Annotated in this window: 21 protein-coding genes; 8 read left to right on the top strand and 13 right to left on the bottom strand. The window is 70.6% G+C overall.

What is annotated here, in order from left to right; genetic code table 11:
* Positions 1 to 389: FHA domain-containing protein (locus CR470_RS23875; protein WP_143663865.1), on the bottom strand; the 389-nt coding region annotated here is incomplete at its 3' end.
* A gap of 400 nt (positions 390 to 789) precedes the next feature.
* Between CR470_RS23875 and serB the strand changes: the two genes are divergently transcribed.
* Positions 790 to 2076, top strand: coding sequence for a phosphoserine phosphatase SerB (gene serB / locus CR470_RS23870; RefSeq protein WP_097869596.1), 1287 nt, complete (start codon positions 790 to 792; stop codon positions 2074 to 2076).
* Positions 2077 to 2257: 181 nt separating this feature from the next.
* Here the strand turns inward: serB and CR470_RS23865 are convergent, their stop codons facing one another.
* The 4 genes from CR470_RS23865 to CR470_RS23850 form a co-directional block, all read right to left on the bottom strand.
* Positions 2258 to 2776, bottom strand: coding sequence for a SixA phosphatase family protein (locus CR470_RS23865; RefSeq protein WP_097869595.1), 519 nt, complete (start codon positions 2774 to 2776; stop codon positions 2258 to 2260).
* Between the two features lie 92 nt (positions 2777 to 2868).
* Positions 2869 to 3078, bottom strand: a complete 210-nt coding sequence (locus CR470_RS23860) for a hypothetical protein (RefSeq protein ID WP_097869594.1) — start codon at positions 3076 to 3078, stop codon at positions 2869 to 2871.
* Positions 3079 to 3234: 156 nt separating this feature from the next.
* Complete coding sequence (locus CR470_RS40715) at positions 3235 to 3351, bottom strand: SGM_5486 family transporter-associated protein (RefSeq protein WP_007446146.1); 117 nt, start codon at positions 3349 to 3351, stop codon at positions 3235 to 3237.
* A 17-nt stretch (positions 3352 to 3368) separates the two neighbouring features.
* Positions 3369 to 4724, bottom strand: coding sequence for a CynX/NimT family MFS transporter (locus tag CR470_RS23850; RefSeq protein ID WP_097869593.1), 1356 nt, complete (start codon positions 4722 to 4724; stop codon positions 3369 to 3371).
* Between the two features lie 137 nt (positions 4725 to 4861).
* On the opposite strand from CR470_RS23850, the gene CR470_RS23845 reads away from it, so the two are divergent.
* Complete coding sequence (locus tag CR470_RS23845) at positions 4862 to 5536, top strand: FadR/GntR family transcriptional regulator (protein WP_097869592.1); 675 nt, start codon at positions 4862 to 4864, stop codon at positions 5534 to 5536.
* Positions 5537 to 5570: 34 nt separating this feature from the next.
* On the opposite strand, the gene CR470_RS23840 is transcribed toward CR470_RS23845, so the two are convergent.
* From CR470_RS23840 to fabG, 3 genes are all read right to left on the bottom strand, one after another.
* Entirely contained in the window at positions 5571 to 5942 is a 372-nt protein-coding gene (locus CR470_RS23840; protein WP_097869591.1) for a hypothetical protein, read from the bottom strand.
* 198 nt (positions 5943 to 6140) lie between these two features.
* Entirely contained in the window at positions 6141 to 6908 is a 768-nt protein-coding gene (gene fabI / locus CR470_RS23835) for an enoyl-ACP reductase FabI (protein ID WP_097869590.1), read from the bottom strand.
* 5 nt (positions 6909 to 6913) lie between these two features.
* Positions 6914 to 7633 (bottom strand): 3-oxoacyl-[acyl-carrier-protein] reductase, encoded by a 720-nt coding sequence (gene fabG / locus CR470_RS23830; RefSeq protein ID WP_097869589.1) that lies wholly within the window; start codon positions 7631 to 7633, stop codon positions 6914 to 6916.
* Between the two features lie 216 nt (positions 7634 to 7849).
* On the opposite strand from fabG, the gene CR470_RS23825 reads away from it, so the two are divergent.
* From CR470_RS23825 to tyrS, 3 genes are read left to right on the top strand one after another with little or no spacing between them, the layout of a single operon-like run.
* Positions 7850 to 9373 carry a TldD/PmbA family protein gene (locus CR470_RS23825; RefSeq protein WP_097869588.1) on the top strand — a complete coding sequence of 508 codons (1524 nt, stop codon included), beginning with the start codon at positions 7850 to 7852 and terminating at the stop codon, positions 9371 to 9373.
* Entirely contained in the window at positions 9370 to 10764 is a 1395-nt protein-coding gene (locus CR470_RS23820) for a metallopeptidase TldD-related protein (RefSeq protein ID WP_097869587.1), read from the top strand. The genes CR470_RS23825 and CR470_RS23820 overlap by 4 nt, the downstream gene beginning before the upstream one ends.
* A gap of 51 nt (positions 10765 to 10815) precedes the next feature.
* Complete coding sequence (gene tyrS / locus CR470_RS23815) at positions 10816 to 12087, top strand: tyrosine--tRNA ligase (protein WP_097869586.1); 1272 nt, start codon at positions 10816 to 10818, stop codon at positions 12085 to 12087.
* Between the two features lie 79 nt (positions 12088 to 12166).
* On the opposite strand, the gene CR470_RS23810 is transcribed toward tyrS, so the two are convergent.
* Entirely contained in the window at positions 12167 to 12445 is a 279-nt protein-coding gene (locus CR470_RS23810; protein ID WP_097869585.1) for a GlsB/YeaQ/YmgE family stress response membrane protein, read from the bottom strand.
* A 210-nt stretch (positions 12446 to 12655) separates the two neighbouring features.
* Here CR470_RS23810 and CR470_RS23805 point away from each other — a divergent pair, with 210 nt between their 5' ends.
* Entirely contained in the window at positions 12656 to 13033 is a 378-nt protein-coding gene (locus CR470_RS23805) for a DUF3099 domain-containing protein (protein ID WP_097869597.1), read from the top strand.
* Positions 13034 to 13253: 220 nt separating this feature from the next.
* Positions 13254 to 13511 (top strand): hypothetical protein, encoded by a 258-nt coding sequence (locus CR470_RS23800; protein ID WP_097869584.1) that lies wholly within the window; start codon positions 13254 to 13256, stop codon positions 13509 to 13511.
* Positions 13512 to 13560: 49 nt separating this feature from the next.
* On the opposite strand, the gene moaA is transcribed toward CR470_RS23800, so the two are convergent.
* The 3 genes from moaA to CR470_RS23785 all read right to left on the bottom strand — a co-directional run bounded on the left by moaA (position 13561) and on the right by CR470_RS23785 (position 16824).
* A complete protein-coding gene (gene moaA, locus CR470_RS23795) occupies positions 13561 to 14550 on the bottom strand; it encodes a GTP 3',8-cyclase MoaA (RefSeq protein WP_218923779.1) in 990 nt (329 codons plus the stop codon).
* A gap of 268 nt (positions 14551 to 14818) precedes the next feature.
* Entirely contained in the window at positions 14819 to 16462 is a 1644-nt protein-coding gene (locus CR470_RS23790; protein ID WP_097869582.1) for a solute symporter family protein, read from the bottom strand.
* Positions 16459 to 16824: a DUF485 domain-containing protein gene (locus tag CR470_RS23785; RefSeq protein WP_097869581.1), complete on the bottom strand. Its 366-nt coding sequence runs from the start codon at positions 16822 to 16824 to the stop codon at positions 16459 to 16461. Before CR470_RS23785 ends, CR470_RS23790 begins: the two co-directional genes overlap by 4 nt.
* 338 nt (positions 16825 to 17162) lie before the next feature.
* On the opposite strand from CR470_RS23785, the gene CR470_RS23780 reads away from it, so the two are divergent.
* On the top strand, positions 17163 to 18701 hold the full coding sequence (locus CR470_RS23780; protein ID WP_097869580.1) for a S8 family peptidase: 1539 nt from the start codon (positions 17163 to 17165) through the stop codon (positions 18699 to 18701).
* Positions 18702 to 18786: 85 nt separating this feature from the next.
* On the opposite strand, the gene CR470_RS23775 is transcribed toward CR470_RS23780, so the two are convergent.
* The coding region (locus CR470_RS23775) for a zinc-binding dehydrogenase (protein ID WP_143663864.1) at positions 18787 to 19277 on the bottom strand (491 nt) is incomplete at its 5' end.

Below are 19277 nucleotides of genomic sequence, written 5' to 3'. Positions count from 1 at the left end.
CCGCCCCCCTGGGGCTGCTGATGGGGCTGCTGCACGGGTGTCTGCTGGGCGCCGGCCGCGTGCCCGCCGGCGACACCGGCGCCCGCGGCGGGGCCGAGGCTCACCCGGGGCCCATCGGTGGCGTTGCCCAGGTGCAGCACCGATCCGGGGCCGATTTCCACCTGCTGGATCCGCTGACCCTGCAGATAAGTGCCGTTGGTGCTGCCGTGGTCCTCGATGAACCAACTACGGCCGCTCCAGCTGATCGTGGCATGCCGCCACGACACCCTGGCATCGTCGATCGCCAGGTCGCCCTGCGGATCACGCCCAAGGGTGTACGACCTGGACGGATCGAGCGTCCAGGTGTTGCCATTCAATTCCAGTACGAGTTCCGGCACTCCGCGCCCCACTAGTTGTCCCCCGTGTTACCCCCGTCGCAGGGAGTCTAGGGATGCTGAACATCGTGGGGAACTATTCCAGGACCAGTCCCCGATCCGAAAGTCGGGCGGGTGAAGAGCGCGCGGAGACCTGCGCGAACGCTCGCTACCCGGGGGGTGAAACGGGCACGAAATGGATGAAGTCCTGATGAAGGCCTGGTTACCGCCCGGAGAACATTCATTGCCTGCATAACGGTGGATACGAGTCACCTGGCGCGCCCGAGCGCAAGACCCGTACCGGCCAGATCCGCGACGCCCCTGCACCCCGGCCTGAACCGCCGCCCGGCGGCGCGGACCGGTACCGGGGCGATTCCGTCCGGCACTCGGGACGGGCGGCCGGAGGGGGCGGTGGGACCGATACGGTGGGAACACCATGAGCGCATCTCAGCCACCTCAGCCCACCTCGTCTTCTGAGCCCCCTGAGCCCCGTCGGGTCGGCGGTCCCGGCGACGGAATCCCTCCGGGCGGCGACGCACCCACGCTTCTCGTCAAGATCTTCGGCAAGGACCGTCCCGGCATCACCGCCGGGCTCTTCGACACCCTCGCCGCGTACGCGGTCGACGTCGTGGACATCGAGCAGGTCGTCACCCGGGGCCGCATCGTGCTGTGCGCTCTGGTCACCTCGCCCACCGCGGGCGGGACCACCGAGGGCGATCTGCGGGCGACCGTGCACAGCTGGGCCGACTCCCTGACGCTGCAGGCCGAGATCATCTCCGGCATCGGCGACAACCGCCCCCGCGGTGACGGCCGTTCCCATGTGACGGTGCTGGGGCACCCCCTGACCGCGGAGTCGACCGCCGCCATAGCGGCCACCATCACCTCGACCGGCGGGAACATCGACCGTATCTTCCGGCTGGCGAAGTACCCGGTCACCGCCGTCGAGTTCGCGGTCTCGGGGACCGGAACCGCGAAACTGCGGACCGCGCTGGCGACCGAGGCCGCCGAGATCGGCGTGGACGTCGCGGTGGTCTCGGCCGGGCTGAGCCGCCGGGCCCAGCGACTGGTGGTCATGGACGTCGACTCCACGCTGATCCAGGACGAGGTGATCGAGCTCTTCGCCGCACACGCGGGCTGCGAGAAACAGGTCGCCGAGGTGACCGAGCAGGCGATGCGCGGCGAGCTGGACTTCGAACAGTCGCTGCACGCGCGGGTCGCCCTGCTGGCCGGCCTGGACGCCTCGGTGGTGGACAAGGTCCGCACCGAGGTACGGCTCACCCCCGGCGCCCGCACCCTGATCCGTACGCTGAAGCGGCTCGGCTACCAGGTCGGCGTCGTCTCCGGCGGCTTCACCCAGGTCACGGACGACCTGAAGGAACGGCTCGGCCTCGACTTCGCCTCCGCCAACACCCTGGAAGTGGTGGACGGCAAGTTCACCGGCCGGGTCGTCGGCGAGGTGGTGGACCGGGCGGGCAAGGCCCGGCTGCTGCGGAGTTTCGCCGAGCAGGCGGGGGTGCCGCTGGCCCAGACGGTGGCGATCGGGGACGGGGCGAACGATCTCGACATGCTGAACACCGCCGGGCTCGGCGTCGCGTTCAACGCGAAGCCGATGGTCCGCGAGGCGGCGCACACCGCGGTGAACGTGCCGTTCCTGGACACCGTGCTCTATCTGCTCGGCATCACCCGCGAAGAGGTCGAGGCGGCGGACGGTCTCGTCGACTGACGGCCCCCGGGCCGCCGGTTCCGGGGTCGCAGAACAGTCGTACAGGGCCACACTCGGTCGTACGCGGTCGGTACGCGGTCCGCATACGGAAGGGCCCCGGCACGGGATCTGTGCCGAGGCCCTGCGCGTTCATGTGTGCGGCGGTACCGGGCATTCAGCCGTTCGGCGTCCGGTACGAGGCTCAGTCGTTCGGCGTCCAGTACTCGGTGAGCTTGCCCGCCCCGTGCTCCACGCTCTTCCAGGAGCCGGGGAACTCCACCACGGCGTAGGCGGCGGTGGGGAAGCCGTCCCGGGTCATGCGGGCCAGGGTGTCGCCCTCCGCCGATCCCGAGAGGGCGTCGGCGGCCCCGTGCATCCCGGGGTTGTGACCGATGACCAGGAGGTTGCGCACCTCGTCCGAGGTCTCGTTGAACAGGGCGATCAGTTCGCCGAGGGAGGCCTCGTACAGCCTCTCCTCGTAGACGGTCCGGGGTCGACGGGAGAATTCATGGACCGCCAGCTTCCAGGTCTCCCGCGTCCTCGCGGCACTGGAGCAGAGGGCCAGATCGAAATCGATGCCGGAATCGGCGAGCCTGCGGCCGGCCACGGGCGCGTCCTTGCGGCCGCGCTCGGCCAGCGGGCGCTCATGATCGGAAGCCTGTGACCATTCCGCCTTGGCATGCCGGAGAAGGACGATCCTGCGAGGTGTCTCGACGCTCATACACCTCAGCTTCGCATGAAAGGCGGCCTCTGGCGCAGGGTGTTGACGTGCTCGTCCGAGGAGTTGGCGCGCCGACTCGGGGCTGCCTCGCCTCAGCGGAACAGCAGCTGGAGGGTCCGCTCGATCAGCTGTCCGAGCGCTGGGTCGCCGGTGGTGGCGGCCTGGGCCTGTCCGGGACTGAGGATCATCAGCAGCAGAGCGGCGAACGCCACGGCGGGAAGGGCCACAGCCCACCAGGGCAGTCGGATCTCGACACCGTCCGCGGCCGGTCGGTGGGACCTCGTGTGCGTCGGTGTCGGCATGTCCGCCTCCGTCAAGTCATCGGGTCGTTACCCAAGAACCTACGGACCGGAGGCGGCCTGCCCCATCCGGTGACCCACCCACTTCACCCTGACCCTGACCCCCTAGGGGAAGGGGGTGCTGGCCCCACCCCTCGGGGCTTTCAGGGCCCTCGGGCGTCAGGGCGAGGCGATCGTGGCGATCACACCGATGACGACGGTGATGAGGAGCATCGCCCCGAACACGAGGAGAAGCTTCTTCTGGCCGTTCTGGGGATTCGGATCGAGCACTGGCATGAGGTCAGTGTCGCATCTCAGCATTCGTCCTCGATCGTCCGGTCCCGGCCCGCGAGGATCCCGGCCACCATCTGGGGAATCATGAGGCCCGCCATCAGCGCGATCGGCAGCCCCCAGCCGCCGCTGTGCTGGTAGAGCACGCCGACGAGCAGCGGACCGGGGATCGAGAGCAGGTAGCCGGTGGACTGGGCGAAGGCGGAGAGACGGACCACGCCCGCGCCCGACCGGGCCCGCATGCCGATCATGGTGAGGGCGAGCGGGAAGGCGCAGTTGGCCACCCCGAGGAGCAGGGCCCAGGCCCAGGCCCCGGCGGCGGGGGCGAGGTAGAGCCCGCCGTAGCCGATCAGGCCGCACAGGCCGAGGACGACGACGATGGGGCCCTGCTGCTTGAGCCGGGAGGCGACCCGGGGGATGACGAAGGCGAGCGGGACGCCCATCGCCATGGTGACCGCGAGCAGGAGCCCGGCCGTGCCGGCGGAGACCCCGGCATCGCGGAAGATCTGCGGCATCCAGCCCATGGTGATGTACGCGGCGGTCGCCTGGAGCCCGAAGAAGCAGGCGAGGCCCCACGCGGTGCGGCTGCGGGTGATCCGGAGGGCGGGTGCTTCCGCGACGGCCTGACCCGAGGCGGGTCGCCCCGGGGCGGATGGACCCGGGGCGGATGGACCCGAAGCGGCCGGGCCAGGAGCCGGCTGGCCGGGGGCCGGGGTGCGGTCGCGCACGAGGACGATCCAGGGCAGCACCGCGAGGGCGGCCGGCACGGCCCAGACGACCAGGCCCGCCTGCCAGTCGCCGCCCAGCGCCCCGGTGACGGGAACGGTGACGGCGGCGGCCAGGGCGGTGCCGAGGGCCAGGGCCATGGAGTAGAGGCCGGTCATGGTGCCGACGCGGTCGGGGAACCAGCGCTTGACGATCACCGGCATCAGGATGTTGCTGACGGCGATGCCCATCAGCGCCAGGGCGCTGGCGGCCAGGAACCCGGCGGTGGAACCGATGTACGGGCGGATCACCAGGCCCGCCGCGATGGCGGCCATACCCGCGCAGACCACGGCACCCGCGCCGAAGCGGCGGGCCAGGCGCGGCGCCATGATTCCGAAGACCGCGAAGCAGAGCGGCGGTACGGAGGTGAGGACGCCCGCCACGCTCCCGCTCATGTGCAGCCCCTCGCGGACCTCTTCGAGGAGGGCGCCGAGGCTGGTGATGGCGGGGCGGAGGTTCAGTGCGGCCAGGACGAGTCCCACGGCGATGAGGCGCAGCAGCCAGGGTGCGGGGGGCTGGCCCGCACCGGGGAGCCGCTGGGCGCGGAGGTCCTGGGAGGTGCGCGCGGCGGCGTCGCGGTTCAGGGTCGGGGTCTGCGTCTCGTCGTCCGGCATAGGGCCATCATAGAATCATGGGATGATTAATTGTCCACTCCGTCTCCTCCCCTGACCCCCGCGGTCTCCTGGGAGAATCCGGCCCGACACTCTCTTCGGCCGGCCCTCCCCGGGCCGGCCCACGAGCAAGGAGCACCATGGCGTTGACGTCTCCGCGGCGTTCGGCACTCGCCGACCAGGTGATCGCCCAGCTGAGGAATCAGATCACCTCGGGCGAATGGCCGGTCGGCTCGCGGATTCCGACCGAGCCCGAGCTGGTCGAGCAGCTGGGTGTGGCCCGTAACACCGTCCGTGAGGCCGTGCGGGCCCTCGCGCACAACGGGCTGCTGGACATCCGGCAGGGCTCCGGCACCTATGTGATCGCCACGAGTGAGCTGGCCGGGGTGATGCACCGCAGGTTCGCGGCCGCCGATCCACGTCATATCGCGGAGCTGCGCTCGACGCTGGAGTCGTCGGCGGCCAGGCTGGCGGCGGCCCGGCGCACCGAGCGGGATCTGCGGCAGCTGGACACGTTGATGGCGCGCCGCGAGGAGGCCTGGGCGTCGGGGGACGCGGAGGCGTTCGTGGCGGCGGACGCGACGCTGCACCTGGCGGTGGTCGCGGCCTCGCACAACGACGTCCTGACCGAGCTCTACGCCGACCTCGGGGATCTGCTGCGCGACTACCTGCGCGGCGACGTGGGTCCCGAGCTGCGGCCGGAGAACCATATGGACCACGGCCGGCTGGTCGAGGCGATCCGGGCCGGGGACGCGGACACGGCGGCGGCCGAGGCGGCGAGCCACGCGCTGACCTGCCTGACGGACCGGGTGTAGCGACGCTCCGGGCCCCGTACGACGCGGGCACCGCTCAGACGGGGGCCGGGCGGTGGCTGACCCAGGCCGTGGCGATCTCCTTCCAGCAGCGGTCCTCCAGACGTACGGTCCGGCCGGGCTCCACCGCGACCGCCGTGCCGTCCGCGTCGACGTCCCACCAGCGGTCGCATTCGGTGTGCAGCCGGACCAGGTCGGTGGAGGGATAGGGGTTGTGGCAGTAGGCGACGACCCGGGAGCCCTCGACGGACGTACGGCACTCCGAGCCGGCCGGTTCTGGCCTCGGGGGCTCCGCTTCCGTACCGGAGCCGGCTCCCCTGGCGGCGTGGACTCCCAGGGGTACGGCGAAGGCGGCGACCACCACCGGGGCGGCCACGAGGAGACGGGTTCGGCGGGGCGTGGGACGCACGGCGGTCTCCCTCCCGCAGCCTGACAAGAAGTCCGGTTCCTCCTCATTCTGCGGTGGATCGGCCGACTTTTCGACCGGAGCGGTACCGGAAGGCCACGGACCGTGAACGGCCCCCGGCCGCGTACCGCATCCGGCGAACCGGGGGTACGCGGCCGGGGGCCGTCTCGCAGAGGTTGGTGCGCGGTCGGTGGTGCGCGGTCAGGCGCCGATCATGTGCACGCCGCTGTCGACGTGGATGATCTCGCCCGTGGTCCTCGGGAAGAAGTCGGAGAGCAGGGCGACGATGCCGCGGCCGGCCGGCTCCGGGTCGGTCATGTCCCAGGCGAGCGGGGCGCGGTCGTTCCAGACGTCGGCCAGGTCCGCGAAGCCCGGGATGGACTTGGCGGCCATGGAGCGGAGCGGTCCGGCGGAGATCAGGTTGCAGCGCAGACCGTCCTTGCCCAGGTCACGGGCGAGGTAGCGGGAGGTGGCTTCCAGCGCGGCCTTGGCCGGGCCCATCCAGTCGTACTGCGGCCAGGCGTACTGGGCGTCGAAGGTGAGGCCGACGATCGAGCCGCCCTCGCTCATCAGCGGCTTGCAGGCCATGGCCAGCGACTTCAGGGAGAATGCCGAGACGTGCATCGCCGTGGCGACGGACTCGAACGGCGTGTTGAGGAAGTTGCCGCCGAGCGCGTCCTGCGGCGCGAAGCCGATGGAGTGCACGACGCCGTCCAGGGAGCCGAGCTCCTCGCGCACGAGGCCGGCCAGCCGGTCCAGGTGCTCCTGGTTGGTCACGTCCAGCTCGATGACCTTGGCCGGCTTCGGCAGCTTCCTGGCGATGCGCTCGGTCAGGGTGGGGCGGGGGAAGGCCGTCAGGATGACCTCGGCCCCCTGCTCCTGGGCCACCTTCGCGGCGTGGAACGCGATGGACGACTCCATCAGCACCCCGGTGATCAGGATGCGCTTGCCGTCGAGAATTCCGCTCATGGTGATCAGTGACCCATGCCCAATCCGCCGTCAACGGGAATGACGGCTCCAGTGATGTACGACGCGTCGTCGGAGGCGAGGAAGCGCACCGCGGCGGCGATCTCCTCGGGCCGCGCGTAGCGGCCGAGCGGCACCTGGGACACGATGCCCTTGCGCTGCTCCTCGGTGAGCACCTGGGTCATGTCGGTGTCGACAAAACCGGGGGCGACGACGTTGAAGGTGATGTTCCGCGAACCGAGTTCACGGGCCAGCGACCGGGCGAAGCCGATGAGCCCTGCCTTGGAGGCGGCGTAGTTGGCCTGGCCGGCCGAGCCGAGGAGGCCCACGACGGAGGAGATCAGGACGACACGGCCCTTCTTCGCGCGTAGCATGCCGCGATTGGCGCGCTTGACGACCCGGAAGGTCCCCGTGAGGTTGGTGTCGAGGACGGAGGTGAAGTCCTCCTCCGACATCCGCATCAGCAACTGGTCCTTGGTGATGCCGGCGTTGGCGACCAGCACCTCCACGGGACCGTGCTTCTCCTCGATCTCCTTGTAGGCCTGCTCCACCTGCTCGACGTCCGTGATGTCGCAGCGGACCGCGAGGACACCGGCTTCGGTGAGCACCTGGGGCGGCTCTCCGGAACGGTAGGTGATCGCGACCTGGTCGCCGTTGTCGGCGAAGGCGCGGGCGATGGCGAGGCCGATGCCCCGGTTTCCTCCGGTGACGAGAACCGAGCGGCTCATCGGATCACCCTTTCCTTGGCGGTCTGGTACGTCGAAAACCTATCGGTACCGTGCGCCGATCGAGGAATCGGGCCCTGACAGTGGCTTGTCCGGGGTGCTGTCGGGTTCCTACAGTCCGCGCTGGTACGTGGTCGGCCCACGCGTCCTCGCTATCCCCCGGTGCGGTCGCCCTCCGGCGTGGTTCACTGCCGTGGTGTATCGAGAAGGGAACTCCCTGTGCCCCACGAGGTAGATCAGTCATTCCTGGCCCTGCCCTCGCGCGCGCTGGCCGACGCGGCGCTCGCCAGAGCGCGGGCCCTCGGCGCGACCCACGCCGACTTCCGGTTGGAGCGGGTGCGCAGCGCCTCCTGGCGGCTGCGGGACGCCCGGCCGGCCGGGGCGTCGGACAGCACGGACCTCGGGTACGCGGTGCGCGTGGTGCACGGCGGCGCGTGGGGGTTCGCCTCGGGCGTCGACCTGACGATGGACGCCGCCGCGAAGGTGGCCTCACAGGCCGTCGCGATGGCGAAGCTGTCGGCGAAGGTGATCGCGGCGGCCGGCTCCGACGAGCAGGTGGAGCTGGCGGACGAGCCGGTGCACGGCGAACGGACCTGGGTCTCGGCGTACGACGTCGACCCCTTCTCCGTACCGGACGAGGAGAAGGCGGCGCTGCTCGCCGAGTGGAGCGGGCGGCTGCTGGGCGCGGAGGGCGTCGCGCACGTGGACGCGTCCCTGATGGCCGTGCACGAGAACAAGTTCTACGCGGACACGGCGGGCACGGTCACCACGCAGCAGCGGGTGCGGATCCATCCGCAGTTCACCGCCGTCGCGGTGGACAGCACGAGCGGTGAGTTCGACTCGATGCGAACCATCGCGCCGCCGGCGGGCCGGGGCTGGGAGTACCTGACCGGGACCGGCTGGGACTGGAACGACGAGCTGGAGCGGATCCCCGGGCTGCTCGCGGAGAAGATGCGCGCGCCGAGCGTCGAGGCGGGGGCGTACGACCTGGTCGTCGACCCGTCGAACCTGTGGCTGACGATCCACGAGTCGATCGGCCACGCCACCGAGCTGGACCGGGCGCTGGGGTACGAGGCGGCGTACGCCGGGACCTCGTTCGCCACCTTCGACCAGCTGGGCAAGCTGGCGTACGGCTCCCCCGTGATGAACGTGACCGGTGACCGCACGGCGGAGCACGGGCTCGCGACGATCGGGTACGACGACGAGGGCGTCGAGGCGCAGTCGTGGGACCTGGTGAAGGACGGCACGCTCGTCGGCTACCAGCTGGACCGCCGTATCGCGAAGCTGACGGGTCTCGGCCGCTCCAACGGCTGCGCGTACGCGGACTCGCCGGGCCATGTCCCCGTACAGCGCATGGCGAACGTGTCCCTGAAGCCGGACCCGGGCGGGCTGTCGACCGAGGATCTGATCGGCGGGGTGGAGCGCGGGATCTATGTGGTCGGCGACCGCTCCTGGTCGATCGACATGCAGCGCTACAACTTCCAGTTCACCGGGCAGCGGTTCTTCCGCATCGAGAACGGCCGGCTGGCCGGGCAGCTGCGCGATGTGGCGTACCAGGCGACGACCACGGACTTCTGGGGCTCGATGGAGAAGGTCGGCGGCCCCCAGACGTATGTGCTCGGCGGCGCGTTCAACTGCGGCAAGGCCCAGCCGGGCCAGGTCGCGGCGGTCTCGCACGGCTGCCCCTCCGCCCTCTTCCGGGGCGTCAACATCCTCAACACGACGCAGGAGGCCGGACGATGAGCCGCGTCAGCAAGCCCCACGAGATCGTCGAGCGGGCTCTGGAGCTGTCCACCACGGACGGCCTGGTGGTCATCGCCGACGAGCAGTCGTCCGCGAATCTGCGCTGGGCGGGCAACGCGCTCACCACGAACGGGGTGACCCGGGGGCGGACCCTGACCGTCATCGCGACCGTGGACGGGGCGCAGGGAACGGCGTCCGGCGTCGTCTCCCGGTCCGCGGTGACCACGGACGACCTGGAGCCGCTGGTGCGGGCCGCCGAGGCCGCCGCGCGGGGCGCGGGTCCGGCGGAGGACGCGCAGCCGCTGGTGGGCGGGGCGCCCTCCTCCCCCGACTTCACGGACGCGCCCGCCGAGACCGGCTCGGAGGTCTTCGGCGGCTTCGCCCCGGCGCTCGGCGACGCCTTCGCGCGCGCCCGGGCCGGGGGCCGCGAGCTGTACGGCTTCGCGAACCACGAGCTGACCTCCACCTACCTGGGAACGTCGACGGGGCTGCGGCTGCGCCACGACCAGCCGAACGGGACGCTGGAGCTGAACGCGAAGTCGCCGGACCGTACGCGCTCCGCGTGGGCGGGCCGGGCGACCCGGGACTTCAAGGACGTCGACCCGGCGGCGATGGACGCCGAGCTGGCGCAGCGGCTGCGCTGGGCGGAGCGGCGCGTCGAGCTGCCCGCCGGCCGGTACGAGACGCTGCTGCCGCCGGCCGCGGTCGCGGATCTGCTGATCTACCAGCTCTGGTCGTCGGCCGCGCGGGACGCCGTGGAGGGCCGGACGGTGTTCTCCACGCCGGGCGGTGGTACGCGACTGGGCGAGACGCTCTCCCCGCTTCCGCTGACCCTGCGCAGCGACCCGCACGCGCCGGGTCTGGAGTCGGCGCCGTTCGTGATCGCCCACTCCTCCGGCGACAGCGGTTCCGTCTTCGACAACGGGCTGCCGCTGGTCCCGACGGACTGGGTCCGGGAAGGGAGGCTGGAGCGGCTGACGACGACCCGGCACACGGCGGACCTGACCGGGCTTCCGGTGGCCCCGGGCGTCGACAATCTGGTGCTGGAGGGCGGCGGCGAGCGGTCGCTGGAGGAGATGGTCGCCGCGACGACCGGGCGGGCGCTGCTGCTGACCTGCCTCTGGTACATCCGCGAGGTGGACCCGGCGACGCTGCTGCTGACGGGGCTGACCCGGGACGGCGTCTATCTGGTCGAGGACGGCGAGGTGGTCGGCGGGGTGAACAACTTCCGGTTCAACGAGTCGCCGGTGGACCTGCTGTCCCGGGCCTCGGAGGCCGGGCGTACGGAGAGGACGCTGCCGCGCGAGTGGGGCGACTGGTTCACCCGGGCCGCGATGCCCGCGCTGCGCGTCCCGGACTTCAACATGAGCTCGGTCAGCCCGGGGGTGTGACCCGCCTAGACTGACACCTAGATTTCTACCTTCGTTAGGAGCACCGGAACCGTGACGGACATCGTCGACGAGCTGAAGTGGCGCGGGCTGTTCGCCCAGTCCACTGACGAGGACGCATTGCGCAAGGCTCTCGCGGACGGTCCCGTCACCTTCTATTGCGGCTTCGACCCGACCGCCGCGAGCCTGCACGTGGGGCATCTGGTGCAGGTGCTCACCATGCGGCGGCTCCAGCAGGCGGGCCTGAAGCCGCTCGCTCTGGTCGGCGGCGCCACGGGGCAGATCGGTGACCCGCGGCCCACCGCCGAGCGGACGCTGAACGACCCGGAGACCATCGCCGCCTGGGTGCAGCGGCTGCGTGGGCAGATCGAGCCCTTCCTCACCTTCGAGGGCCCGAACGCGGCGACGATGGTCAACAACCTGGACTGGACCGCGGGCATGTCCGCGATCGAGTTCCTGCGGGACATCGGCAAGCACTTCCGGGTCAACAAGATGCTCACCAAGGACTCGGTCGCCCGGCGGCTGGAGTCGCAGGAGGGCATCAGCTACACCGAGTTCAGCTACCAGCTGCTCCAGGGCATGGACTTCCTGGAGCTGTACCGCCGGCACGGCTGCACCCTCCAGCAGGGCGGCAGCGACCAGTGGGGCAACCTCACCGCGGGCATCGACCTGATCCACCGGCTTGAGCCGGGCGCGGTCGTGCACGCGCTGGCGACGCCGCTGATGACGAAGGCGGACGGGACGAAGTTCGGCAAGTCCGAGAGCGGCGCCGTCTGGCTCGACCCGGAGATGACGACGCCGTACGCGTTCTACCAGTTCTGGCTGAACGTGGACGACCGGGACGTCTCGCGCTACCTGCGCATCCTCAGCTTCAAGAGCCGTGAAGAGCTGGAGGAGCTGGAGAAGCTGACCGAGGAGCGGCCGCAGGCGCGTTCCGCGCAGCGCGCGCTGGCCGAGGAGCTGACCACGCTGGTGCACGGCGGTGCGCAGTGCGCCGCGGTCATCGCGGCGTCCAAGGCGCTGTTCGGGCAGGGCGATCTGGCCGAGCTGGACGAGGCGACGCTGAGCGCGGCCCTGTCCGAGGTGCCGCACGCCACCGTCGCCGAGCTGGGTCCGCTGGTGGACCTGCTGGTGGAGGTCGGCCTGGCGCCCAGCAAGTCGGGGGCGCGCCGCACGGTCAAGGAGGGTGGCGCCTACGTGAACAACGTGAAGGTCGTCGACGGCGAAGTCGCCCCGTCCGCCGGGGAGCTGCTGCACGGGCGCTGGCTGGTGCTGCGCCGGGGCAAGAAGAACCTGGCGGCCGTGGAGGTCAGCCCGGCGGGCTGACCCTCCCTCGCGTCACAATGCAGCGGCCGGACACACGTTCATCGTGTGTCCGGCCGCGGCACTGTGTGACCCCGCTGGGTCAGGTTCGCTGTTTACGGCTGCCGCGGAAGGCCTGCCAGGCCATGTCGCCGACGGCGACGACCGCCACGGCGCCCGCCAGTTGCAGCAGATGACGGATCCAGTCGATGCCCTTGGTGTCCTCGACACCGATCCAGCCGGCCACGGCGTTGCCGAGGATGCTGCCGAGGATGCCGAACACGGCCGTCAGCCAGAGCGGGATGTCCTGCTTGCCCGGCAGGATCGCTCTGGCGATGACACCGAGCACCAGTCCCACGATGATTGCCCACAACCAGCTCATTTCGCCTCCTCGTGCGGCGCGGAGTGCGCGTCTGTCCACAGTCGGCCCGCTGTCCGGGCGGCGCATGCCGGGTTGGGCCGTCCGGGTGACCCCCGGGCCACCGCGCCCCCCTCGTACAGCGGGCCCCGGTCGCCCGCCCGGCCGGGGCCGGGCGTACCGTGGATGCGGCCCGGTCCGGGAGCGTCCGGCGACGAGATCTGGTGGTGGAGCATGCTGCGGAAGAGCGCGGGTACGGAGGTCATCCGGATCACGGGCGCCCGTCAGGGGCTGACGGACGATGTCCGCGGCCGACAGCGACGCTATGTGATCTCGATGTCGGTGCGCACGGTGTCGGTGGTGCTGGCCGCGGTGCTGTGGAACGTGGAGCGGCATGTGGCGATCGTGGCGCTCGTGCTGGGCGTGCTGCTGCCGTATGTGGCGGTGGTCATCGCCAACGCGGGCCGGGAGAACGTGACTTCGCTCCCGACGACGTTCGTGCAGATGCCGTTGCGGCCCGCTGTGGAAGCCGCCCCGGCGCCCGGTCGGGCGGAGTCCGGGGGCTCCGAGGGGGCGTCCGACAGCGTCCGGCCGCCGCATGAGCACACCTGAGCCCGCACGTCCCGCAAAGCTCGGGAAAAGCTCAGATCAATCATGACGTTCCGGTGCACCGCACCCCGGTCCCCGTGACATACTGCCAAAGCGCTCCGCATCCCCCGTCGGAGCGACGGACCGACGCCGGGCAGCTCCCCCCGTGGCTGCTCGGCGTCGCCTTTTTCCGGCCGGGGATGCGTCAGAAGGCCCGTGGAGCACCTGACTTAGGCTGGGTCACGTGATCTTTCCCGAGACGTCCGCCGAGAGTCCCACCGGTGCCCCGCTCTGTTCCGCCAAGGGCTGCCGGGCCGCCGCCCTGTGGGTGCTCGCCTGGAACAACCCCAAACTGCACACGCCCGAGCGGCGCAAGACCTGGCTGGCCTGCGACGAGCACCGGGAGCACCTGTCGTCGTTCCTCGGTGTACGGGGTTTCCTCAAGGATGTCGTGGCCCTGAAGGACTGGGGGGCCGGGGACGGGAAGGAGACCGAGGCCTGAGCCTCTGGGGTCGTGATCCTCGGAGCCCTGCGCCTCGGCCATTCGGGCCTCAGCCGCCGATCGCCGACATCGGGCGGTCGGGCTGCAGGAAGGACGGGTCGTCCAGTCCGGAGCCCGCCTTCTTGCCCCACATGGCCGTCTTCCAGAGCTGGGCGATCTCCTCGTCCGGCGCGTCGGAGCGCAGCGCCCCGCGCAGGTCCGTCTCCTCACGGGCGAAGAGGCAGGTGCGGACCTGGCCGTCGGCGGTGAGCCGGGTGCGGTCGCAGGCGCGGCAGAACGGGCGGGTGACGGAGGCGATCACGCCGACGCGGTGCGGGCCGCCGTCGACGGTCCAGCGCTCGGCGGGGGCGGAGCCGCGGGACTCGTCGCTCTCGGCGGTGAGGGTGAAGCGGGTACGCAGCGAGGCGAGGATGTCCCCGGCGGTGATCATGCCGTCGCGCTTCCAGCCGTGCTGGGCGTCGAGCGGCATCTGCTCGATGAAGCGGAGCTCGTAGTCGTGGGCGACGGCCCAGGCGAGCAGCTCGGGGGCCTCGTCGTCGTTGAGTCCCGGCATCAGGACGGAGTTGACCTTCACGGGGGTGAGCCCGGCCTCGCGGGCGGCCTCCAGGCCGTCCAGTACGTCCTTGTGGCGGTCGCGGCGGGTGAGGGTCTTGAAGACGTCGGGGCGCAGGGTGTCCAGCGAGACGTTGACCCGGTCGAGCCCCGCGGCCTTGAGGGCGGTGGCGGTCCGCTTGAGTCCGATGCCGTTGGTCGTGAGCGACATGCGGGGGCGCGGGGTGAGCGCGGCGCACTGCTCGACGATGGAGACGAGGCCGGGGCGCAGCAGGGGCTCGCCGCCGGTGAAGCGGACCTCGGTGATGCCGAGCGAGGTGACGGCGATACGGATCAGGCGCACGATCTCGTCGTCGGAGAGCAGCTCGCTCTTGCCGAGCCACTGGAGGCCCTCTTCGGGCATGCAGTAGGTGCAGCGCAGGTTGCACTTGTCGGTGAGTGACACGCGCAGGTCGGTGGCGACCCGGTCGTAGGTGTCGATGAGCACGGTGGGTCCCTCCCCCGGGGTGTCCGCGGTGGTCGCGGTCGCTCTTGTCGGGCCGTCGCCCTGGTGGGTCGTCGCCTCGTCCGAGACGCCGGCCCCCAGGATTCCGGTACTACCGAGCCTACGTGAGACCGCTGACATCGGGGTGGCCCGTTTGCCACGAGGCGCGGCCGGGCCGCTTCGTAGGACTCTACGAAGCGGCCCGGCCGCCGGCGGTGGATGATGCGCCGACGGGTCCGCCGGTGATGAGCCGAGGGGTCTCCCGGTGTGCTCAGTGGGCTCCGACGCCGGTGAGGGACTTGACCTCCAGTTCGGCGTACTTGTCCGTGTCGGGCTTCTCCTTGGAGAGCAGCGAGCCGACCCAGCCGAGGAGGAAGCCGAGCGGGATCGAGATCAGGCCGGGGTTCTCCAGCGGAAACCAGGCGAAGTCGACGTCCGGGAACATCGAGCTCGGCTTGGAGGAGACGACCGGCGAGATCAGCACCAGCAGGACGGAGGAGGCGAGGCCTCCGTAGATGGACCAGAGGGCCCCCTGCGTGGTGAAGCGCTTCCAGAAGAGGCTGTAGAGGATCGTCGGCAGGTTGGCGGAGGCGGCGACCGCGAAGGCCAGGGCGACGAGACCGGCGACGTTCAGGTCGCGGGCGAGTGCGCCGAGGCCGATGGAGACGATGCCGATCGCGACGGTGGCCCAGCGTGCGGCGCGGACCTCTTCCTTCTCGGTGGCCTTCCCCCTGCGGATGACGTTGGCGTAGATGTCGTGCGCGAAGGACGAGGAGGAGGCGAGGGTGAGTCCGGCGACGACGGCGAGGATGGTGGCGAAGGCGACGGCGGAGATCACCGCGAGGAGGATGGCGCCGCCGGTGGATCCGGAGCCGCCGCCGATCTCCAGTGCGGCGAGTGGCGCCGCGGTGTTGCCCGCCTTGTTGGAGGCGATGATGTCGCCGGGCTTGAGGATCGCCGCGGCGCCGAAGCCGAGCACGATCGTCATCAGGTAGAAGGCGCCGATGATGCCGATCGCCCAGTTCACGGACTTACGGGCGGCCTTGGCGGTGGGCACGGTGTAGAAGCGGATCAGGATGTGCGGCAGACCCGCGGTGCCGAGGACCAGGGCGATGCCGAGCGAGATGAAGTCCAGCTTCGAGACGCTGTCGACGCCGTACTTCAGGCCGGGCTCCAGGAACGCCGCGCCCTTGCCGCTGTTGCTGGCGGCGGTGCCGAGCAGGTCGGAGATGTTGAAGTTGAACTTCAGCAGGATCAGGAAGGTGATGAGCAGGGTGCCCGCGATGAGCAGGACGGCCTTGACCATCTGCACCCAGGTGGTGCCCTTCATGCCGCCGATGGTGACGTAGAGGATCATGAGCACGCCGACCAGGGCGACGATGAGGACCTTCCCGGCGTCGCTGGTGATGCCGAGCAGCAGCGAGACGAGGACGCCCGCGCCGGCCATCTGGGCCAGCAGGTAGAAGATCGAGACGACGATCGTGGACGTACCCGCGGCGGTACGGACGGGGCGCTGGCGCATCCGGTAGGCGAGGACGTCGCCCATGGTGTATCGGCCGGAGTTGCGCAGCGGTTCGGCGACCAGGAGCAGGGCGACGAGCCAGGCGACGAGGAAGCCGATGGAGTACAGGAAGCCGTCGTAACCGAAGAGTGCGATGGCTCCGGCGATGCCGAGGAAGGAGGCGGCGGACATGTAGTCGCCGGAGACCGCGAGTCCGTTCTGGAATCCGGTGAACTGGCGGCCGCCCGCGTAGAAGTCGGAGGCGCTCTTGGTCTGGCGACCCGCCCACACGGTGATGAAGAGGGTCGCCACGACGAAGGCGGCGAACAGCGTGATGATCAGCGGCCGGTGCTCGCTCGCGCCCTCGGTGGCGGCGAGCTGGACGGCGGGATAAAGGGCGTGGGCGGCGCTCACAGGTCGGCCTCCATACGGGACTTGATCACGTCGGCCTTGGGGTCGAGCTTGGTGGCGGCGTGCCGGGAGTAGAGCCAGGCGATGAGGAAGGTGGTGGCGAACTGGGCGAGTCCGAGGACGAGCGCCATGTTGATGTTGCCGACGACCTCGGTGGCCATGAATCCGCCCGCGTAGTTGCAGAGCAGGACGTAGAGCAGGTACCAGGTCACGAAGGCGATGGTCAGGGGGAAGGCGAACGAGCGGTGGGAGCGGCGCAGGTCGGCGAAGTCCGGGCTCGCCTGCATCGCGACGAACGCCTCGGTGGTGGGCTGGACGGGGCCGGTGGGCGAACCGCCCTCGGGCGGCGGTGCATCGGTAGCCACGGAATCTCCTCGCGACGCGGGTGCGGTGATCTGGGGGACGGTGGGTGTCAAGGGAAGCCTCGTTACCGGGGGACGGTGATGTGCCTCCTGGTCAACGGCACGGAGGGCGTGACGAAGCGGTTCACCGCGTCTTTCGCCTTCTCGGAGGTGTCGCGGTGTGGCCGGTTGCCCGTCACTCGTTCGCCACTCGTTCGCATTCGGCCGCGAAGGTCACTCTTCGAACTCACTTGCCCGTAAGCGTTGATACACCGGGATGATCAGCGATAGCTTCACTCGTCATGTACGCGACCGAACACGCCAGGTGTCCGGTCGTTCGGCACGGATGATGTGGAGAACCCATGGCTCATCTGGCATCGAGACGGACGCGCGCACTCGCAGTGCCCGTCGGACTCGCGCTGACCGCCTCGCTCGGCTTCCTGCCGACGGCGACGGCCACGGCGGCGCCCACCGGCGAGCAGGCCGCCGCGAGCGTCCGGACCAACGGGCCGAAGCTGTCCTACGTGGTCAACACCCGGGGCAACCACGGCACCGTCAAGAACGTCAAGAAAGCGATCGCCAAGGCGGGCGGCACGGTCGTCATCGCCTATGAGCAGATCGGCGTCATCGTCGTCCACTCGCAGAACCCCGCCTTCGGCGAAACGATTCGCCGGGTGCGCGGCGTGGAGTCGGCGGGCGCGACCCGCACGAACCCGATCGTCCCGCAGGCCACCAAGGACGTCGGAGCGATAGCGCAGCCGCTCACCGCCGAGCAGGCGGCGGCCGCCGCCGCGGACGCGAAGGCCGGCCAGGACCCGCTGGAGCCCCTCCAGTGGTCGCTGCCCGCGATCAAGGCGGACCAGGCGCACGAGAAGTCGCTGGGATCGAAGCGGGTGACCGTCGCCGTCATCGACACGGGCGTCGACGACACCCACCCGGACCTGGCCCCGAACTTCGACAGCCGCGCCTCGGCCAACTGCGTCTCGGGCGCTCCGGACACCACCGCCGGCTCCTGGCGTCCGGCGGCGGGCGAGAGCGACCACGGGACGCATGTGGCGGGCACCATCGCCGCCGCGAAGAACGGCGCCGGTGTCACCGGCGTCGCCCCGGGCGTGAAGGTGTCGGGCATCAAGGTGTCGAACCCGGACGGGTTCTTCTACACCGAGGCCGTCGTCTGCGGGTTCCTCTGGGCCGCCGAGCACGGCGTCGAGGTGACCAACAACAGCTACTACACCGACCCGTGGCTGTTCAACTGCAAGAACGACCCGGACCAGGGCGCGCTGGTCGACGCCCTCACCCGCGCCGTGAAGTACGCGGAGCGCAAGGGCACGGTCAACGTCGCGGCGGCCGGGAACTCCCGCCACGACCTGGCGCTCGACGCGATCGAGGACAAGACCAGCCCGAACGACACCGAGACGGTCACGCGGACCATCGACCCGAGCGCGTGCCCCGACATCCCGACCATGCTGCCGGGCGTCGTGACGGTCTCCGCGACGGGTGCGAAGGGCCTGAAGTCCTCGTACTCGAACTACGGCAAGGGCATCATCGACGTGGCGGCCCCGGGCGGTGACTCGACGGTTTACCAGACCCCCGAGCCGCCGGCGGTCAACGGGCTGATCCTCTCGACGCTGCCGGGCGGCAAGTTCGGCTACAAGGCCGGTACGTCGATGGCGTCCCCCCACGTCGCGGGCGTCGTGGCGCTGATCAAGTCCAAGCACCTCTACGCCTCGCCGGCCGCGGTGAAGGCGCTGCTGACGCTCCAGGCGGACGCGAAGGCGTGCGGTGAGCCGTACGACATCAACGGCGACGGCGTCATCGACGCGGTCTGCGAGGGCGGCAAGAACTACAACGGCTTCTACGGATCCGGAGTCGTCGACGCCCTGGACGCGGTGCGCTGGTAGCAGGACACCCGGTGGCACGACACCGGAGCAGTCGCGGGGCCGGGGAGATCGATCTCCCCGGCCCCGCGGCCCGTGGCCCGCGCGGTCACGGCGTGATGAGCACCTTCAGCGCGGTCCGCTCGTCCATCTCCTTGTAGCCGACGGGCACCTCGTCCAGGCCGATGGACCGGTCGAAGACGGGCGACGGATCGATCGTGCCGTCCAGCACGTCGGGGAGCAGTTCCGGTATGTACGCGCGTACGGGGGCGACCCCGCCGCGCAGGGCGATGTTCCGGCCGAACATCACGCCGAGGTCGACGCCGGTGGCGCTGCCGTGCGGGACGCCCACGTAGCCGATGGCGCCGCCGTCGCGGACGATGCCGAGGGCGGTGCGCATCGACTGCTCGGTGCCGACGGCCTCGATGACGCTGTGCGCGCCCTCGCCCCGGGTCAGTTCGCGGACGGCGGCGAGGGCGGCCTCGCCGCGTTCGGCGACCACGTCGGTCGCGCCGAAGCGACGGGCGATGTCGGTGCGCGCGGTGTGGCGGCCGAGCGCGATGACGCGCTCCGCGCCGAGTCTGTCTCTTATACACATCT

The organism is Streptomyces sp. rh34 (assembly GCF_002551245.1).
GTDB lineage: Bacteria > Actinomycetota > Actinomycetes > Streptomycetales > Streptomycetaceae > Streptomyces.
Note: the sequence above shows the minus strand (reverse complement) of the source record. Positions and strands in the feature narration are given on the sequence as shown.

Bases quoted from the DNA above. Each gene is read 5' to 3' on its own strand.
- serB (WP_097869596.1), top strand. From the start codon at position 790: ATGAGCGCATCTCAGCCACCTCAGCCCACCTCGTCTTCTGAGCCCCCT.
- CR470_RS23865 (WP_097869595.1), bottom strand. From the start codon at position 2,776: ATGAGCGTCGAGACACCTCGCAGGATCGTCCTTCTCCGGCATGCCAAG.
- CR470_RS23860 (WP_097869594.1), bottom strand. From the start codon at position 3,078: ATGCCGACACCGACGCACACGAGGTCCCACCGACCGGCCGCGGACGGT.
- CR470_RS40715 (WP_007446146.1), bottom strand. From the start codon at position 3,351: ATGCCAGTGCTCGATCCGAATCCCCAGAACGGCCAGAAGAAGCTTCTC.
- CR470_RS23850 (WP_097869593.1), bottom strand. From the start codon at position 4,724: ATGCCGGACGACGAGACGCAGACCCCGACCCTGAACCGCGACGCCGCC.
- CR470_RS23845 (WP_097869592.1), top strand. From the start codon at position 4,862: ATGGCGTTGACGTCTCCGCGGCGTTCGGCACTCGCCGACCAGGTGATC.
- fabI (WP_097869590.1), bottom strand. From the start codon at position 6,908: ATGAGCGGAATTCTCGACGGCAAGCGCATCCTGATCACCGGGGTGCTG.
- fabG (WP_097869589.1), bottom strand. From the start codon at position 7,633: ATGAGCCGCTCGGTTCTCGTCACCGGAGGAAACCGGGGCATCGGCCTC.
- CR470_RS23820 (WP_097869587.1), top strand. From the start codon at position 9,370: ATGAGCCGCGTCAGCAAGCCCCACGAGATCGTCGAGCGGGCTCTGGAG.
- CR470_RS23810 (WP_097869585.1), bottom strand. From the start codon at position 12,445: ATGAGCTGGTTGTGGGCAATCATCGTGGGACTGGTGCTCGGTGTCATC.
- CR470_RS23805 (WP_097869597.1), top strand. From the start codon at position 12,656: ATGCTGCGGAAGAGCGCGGGTACGGAGGTCATCCGGATCACGGGCGCC.
- CR470_RS23780 (WP_097869580.1), top strand. From the start codon at position 17,163: ATGGCTCATCTGGCATCGAGACGGACGCGCGCACTCGCAGTGCCCGTC.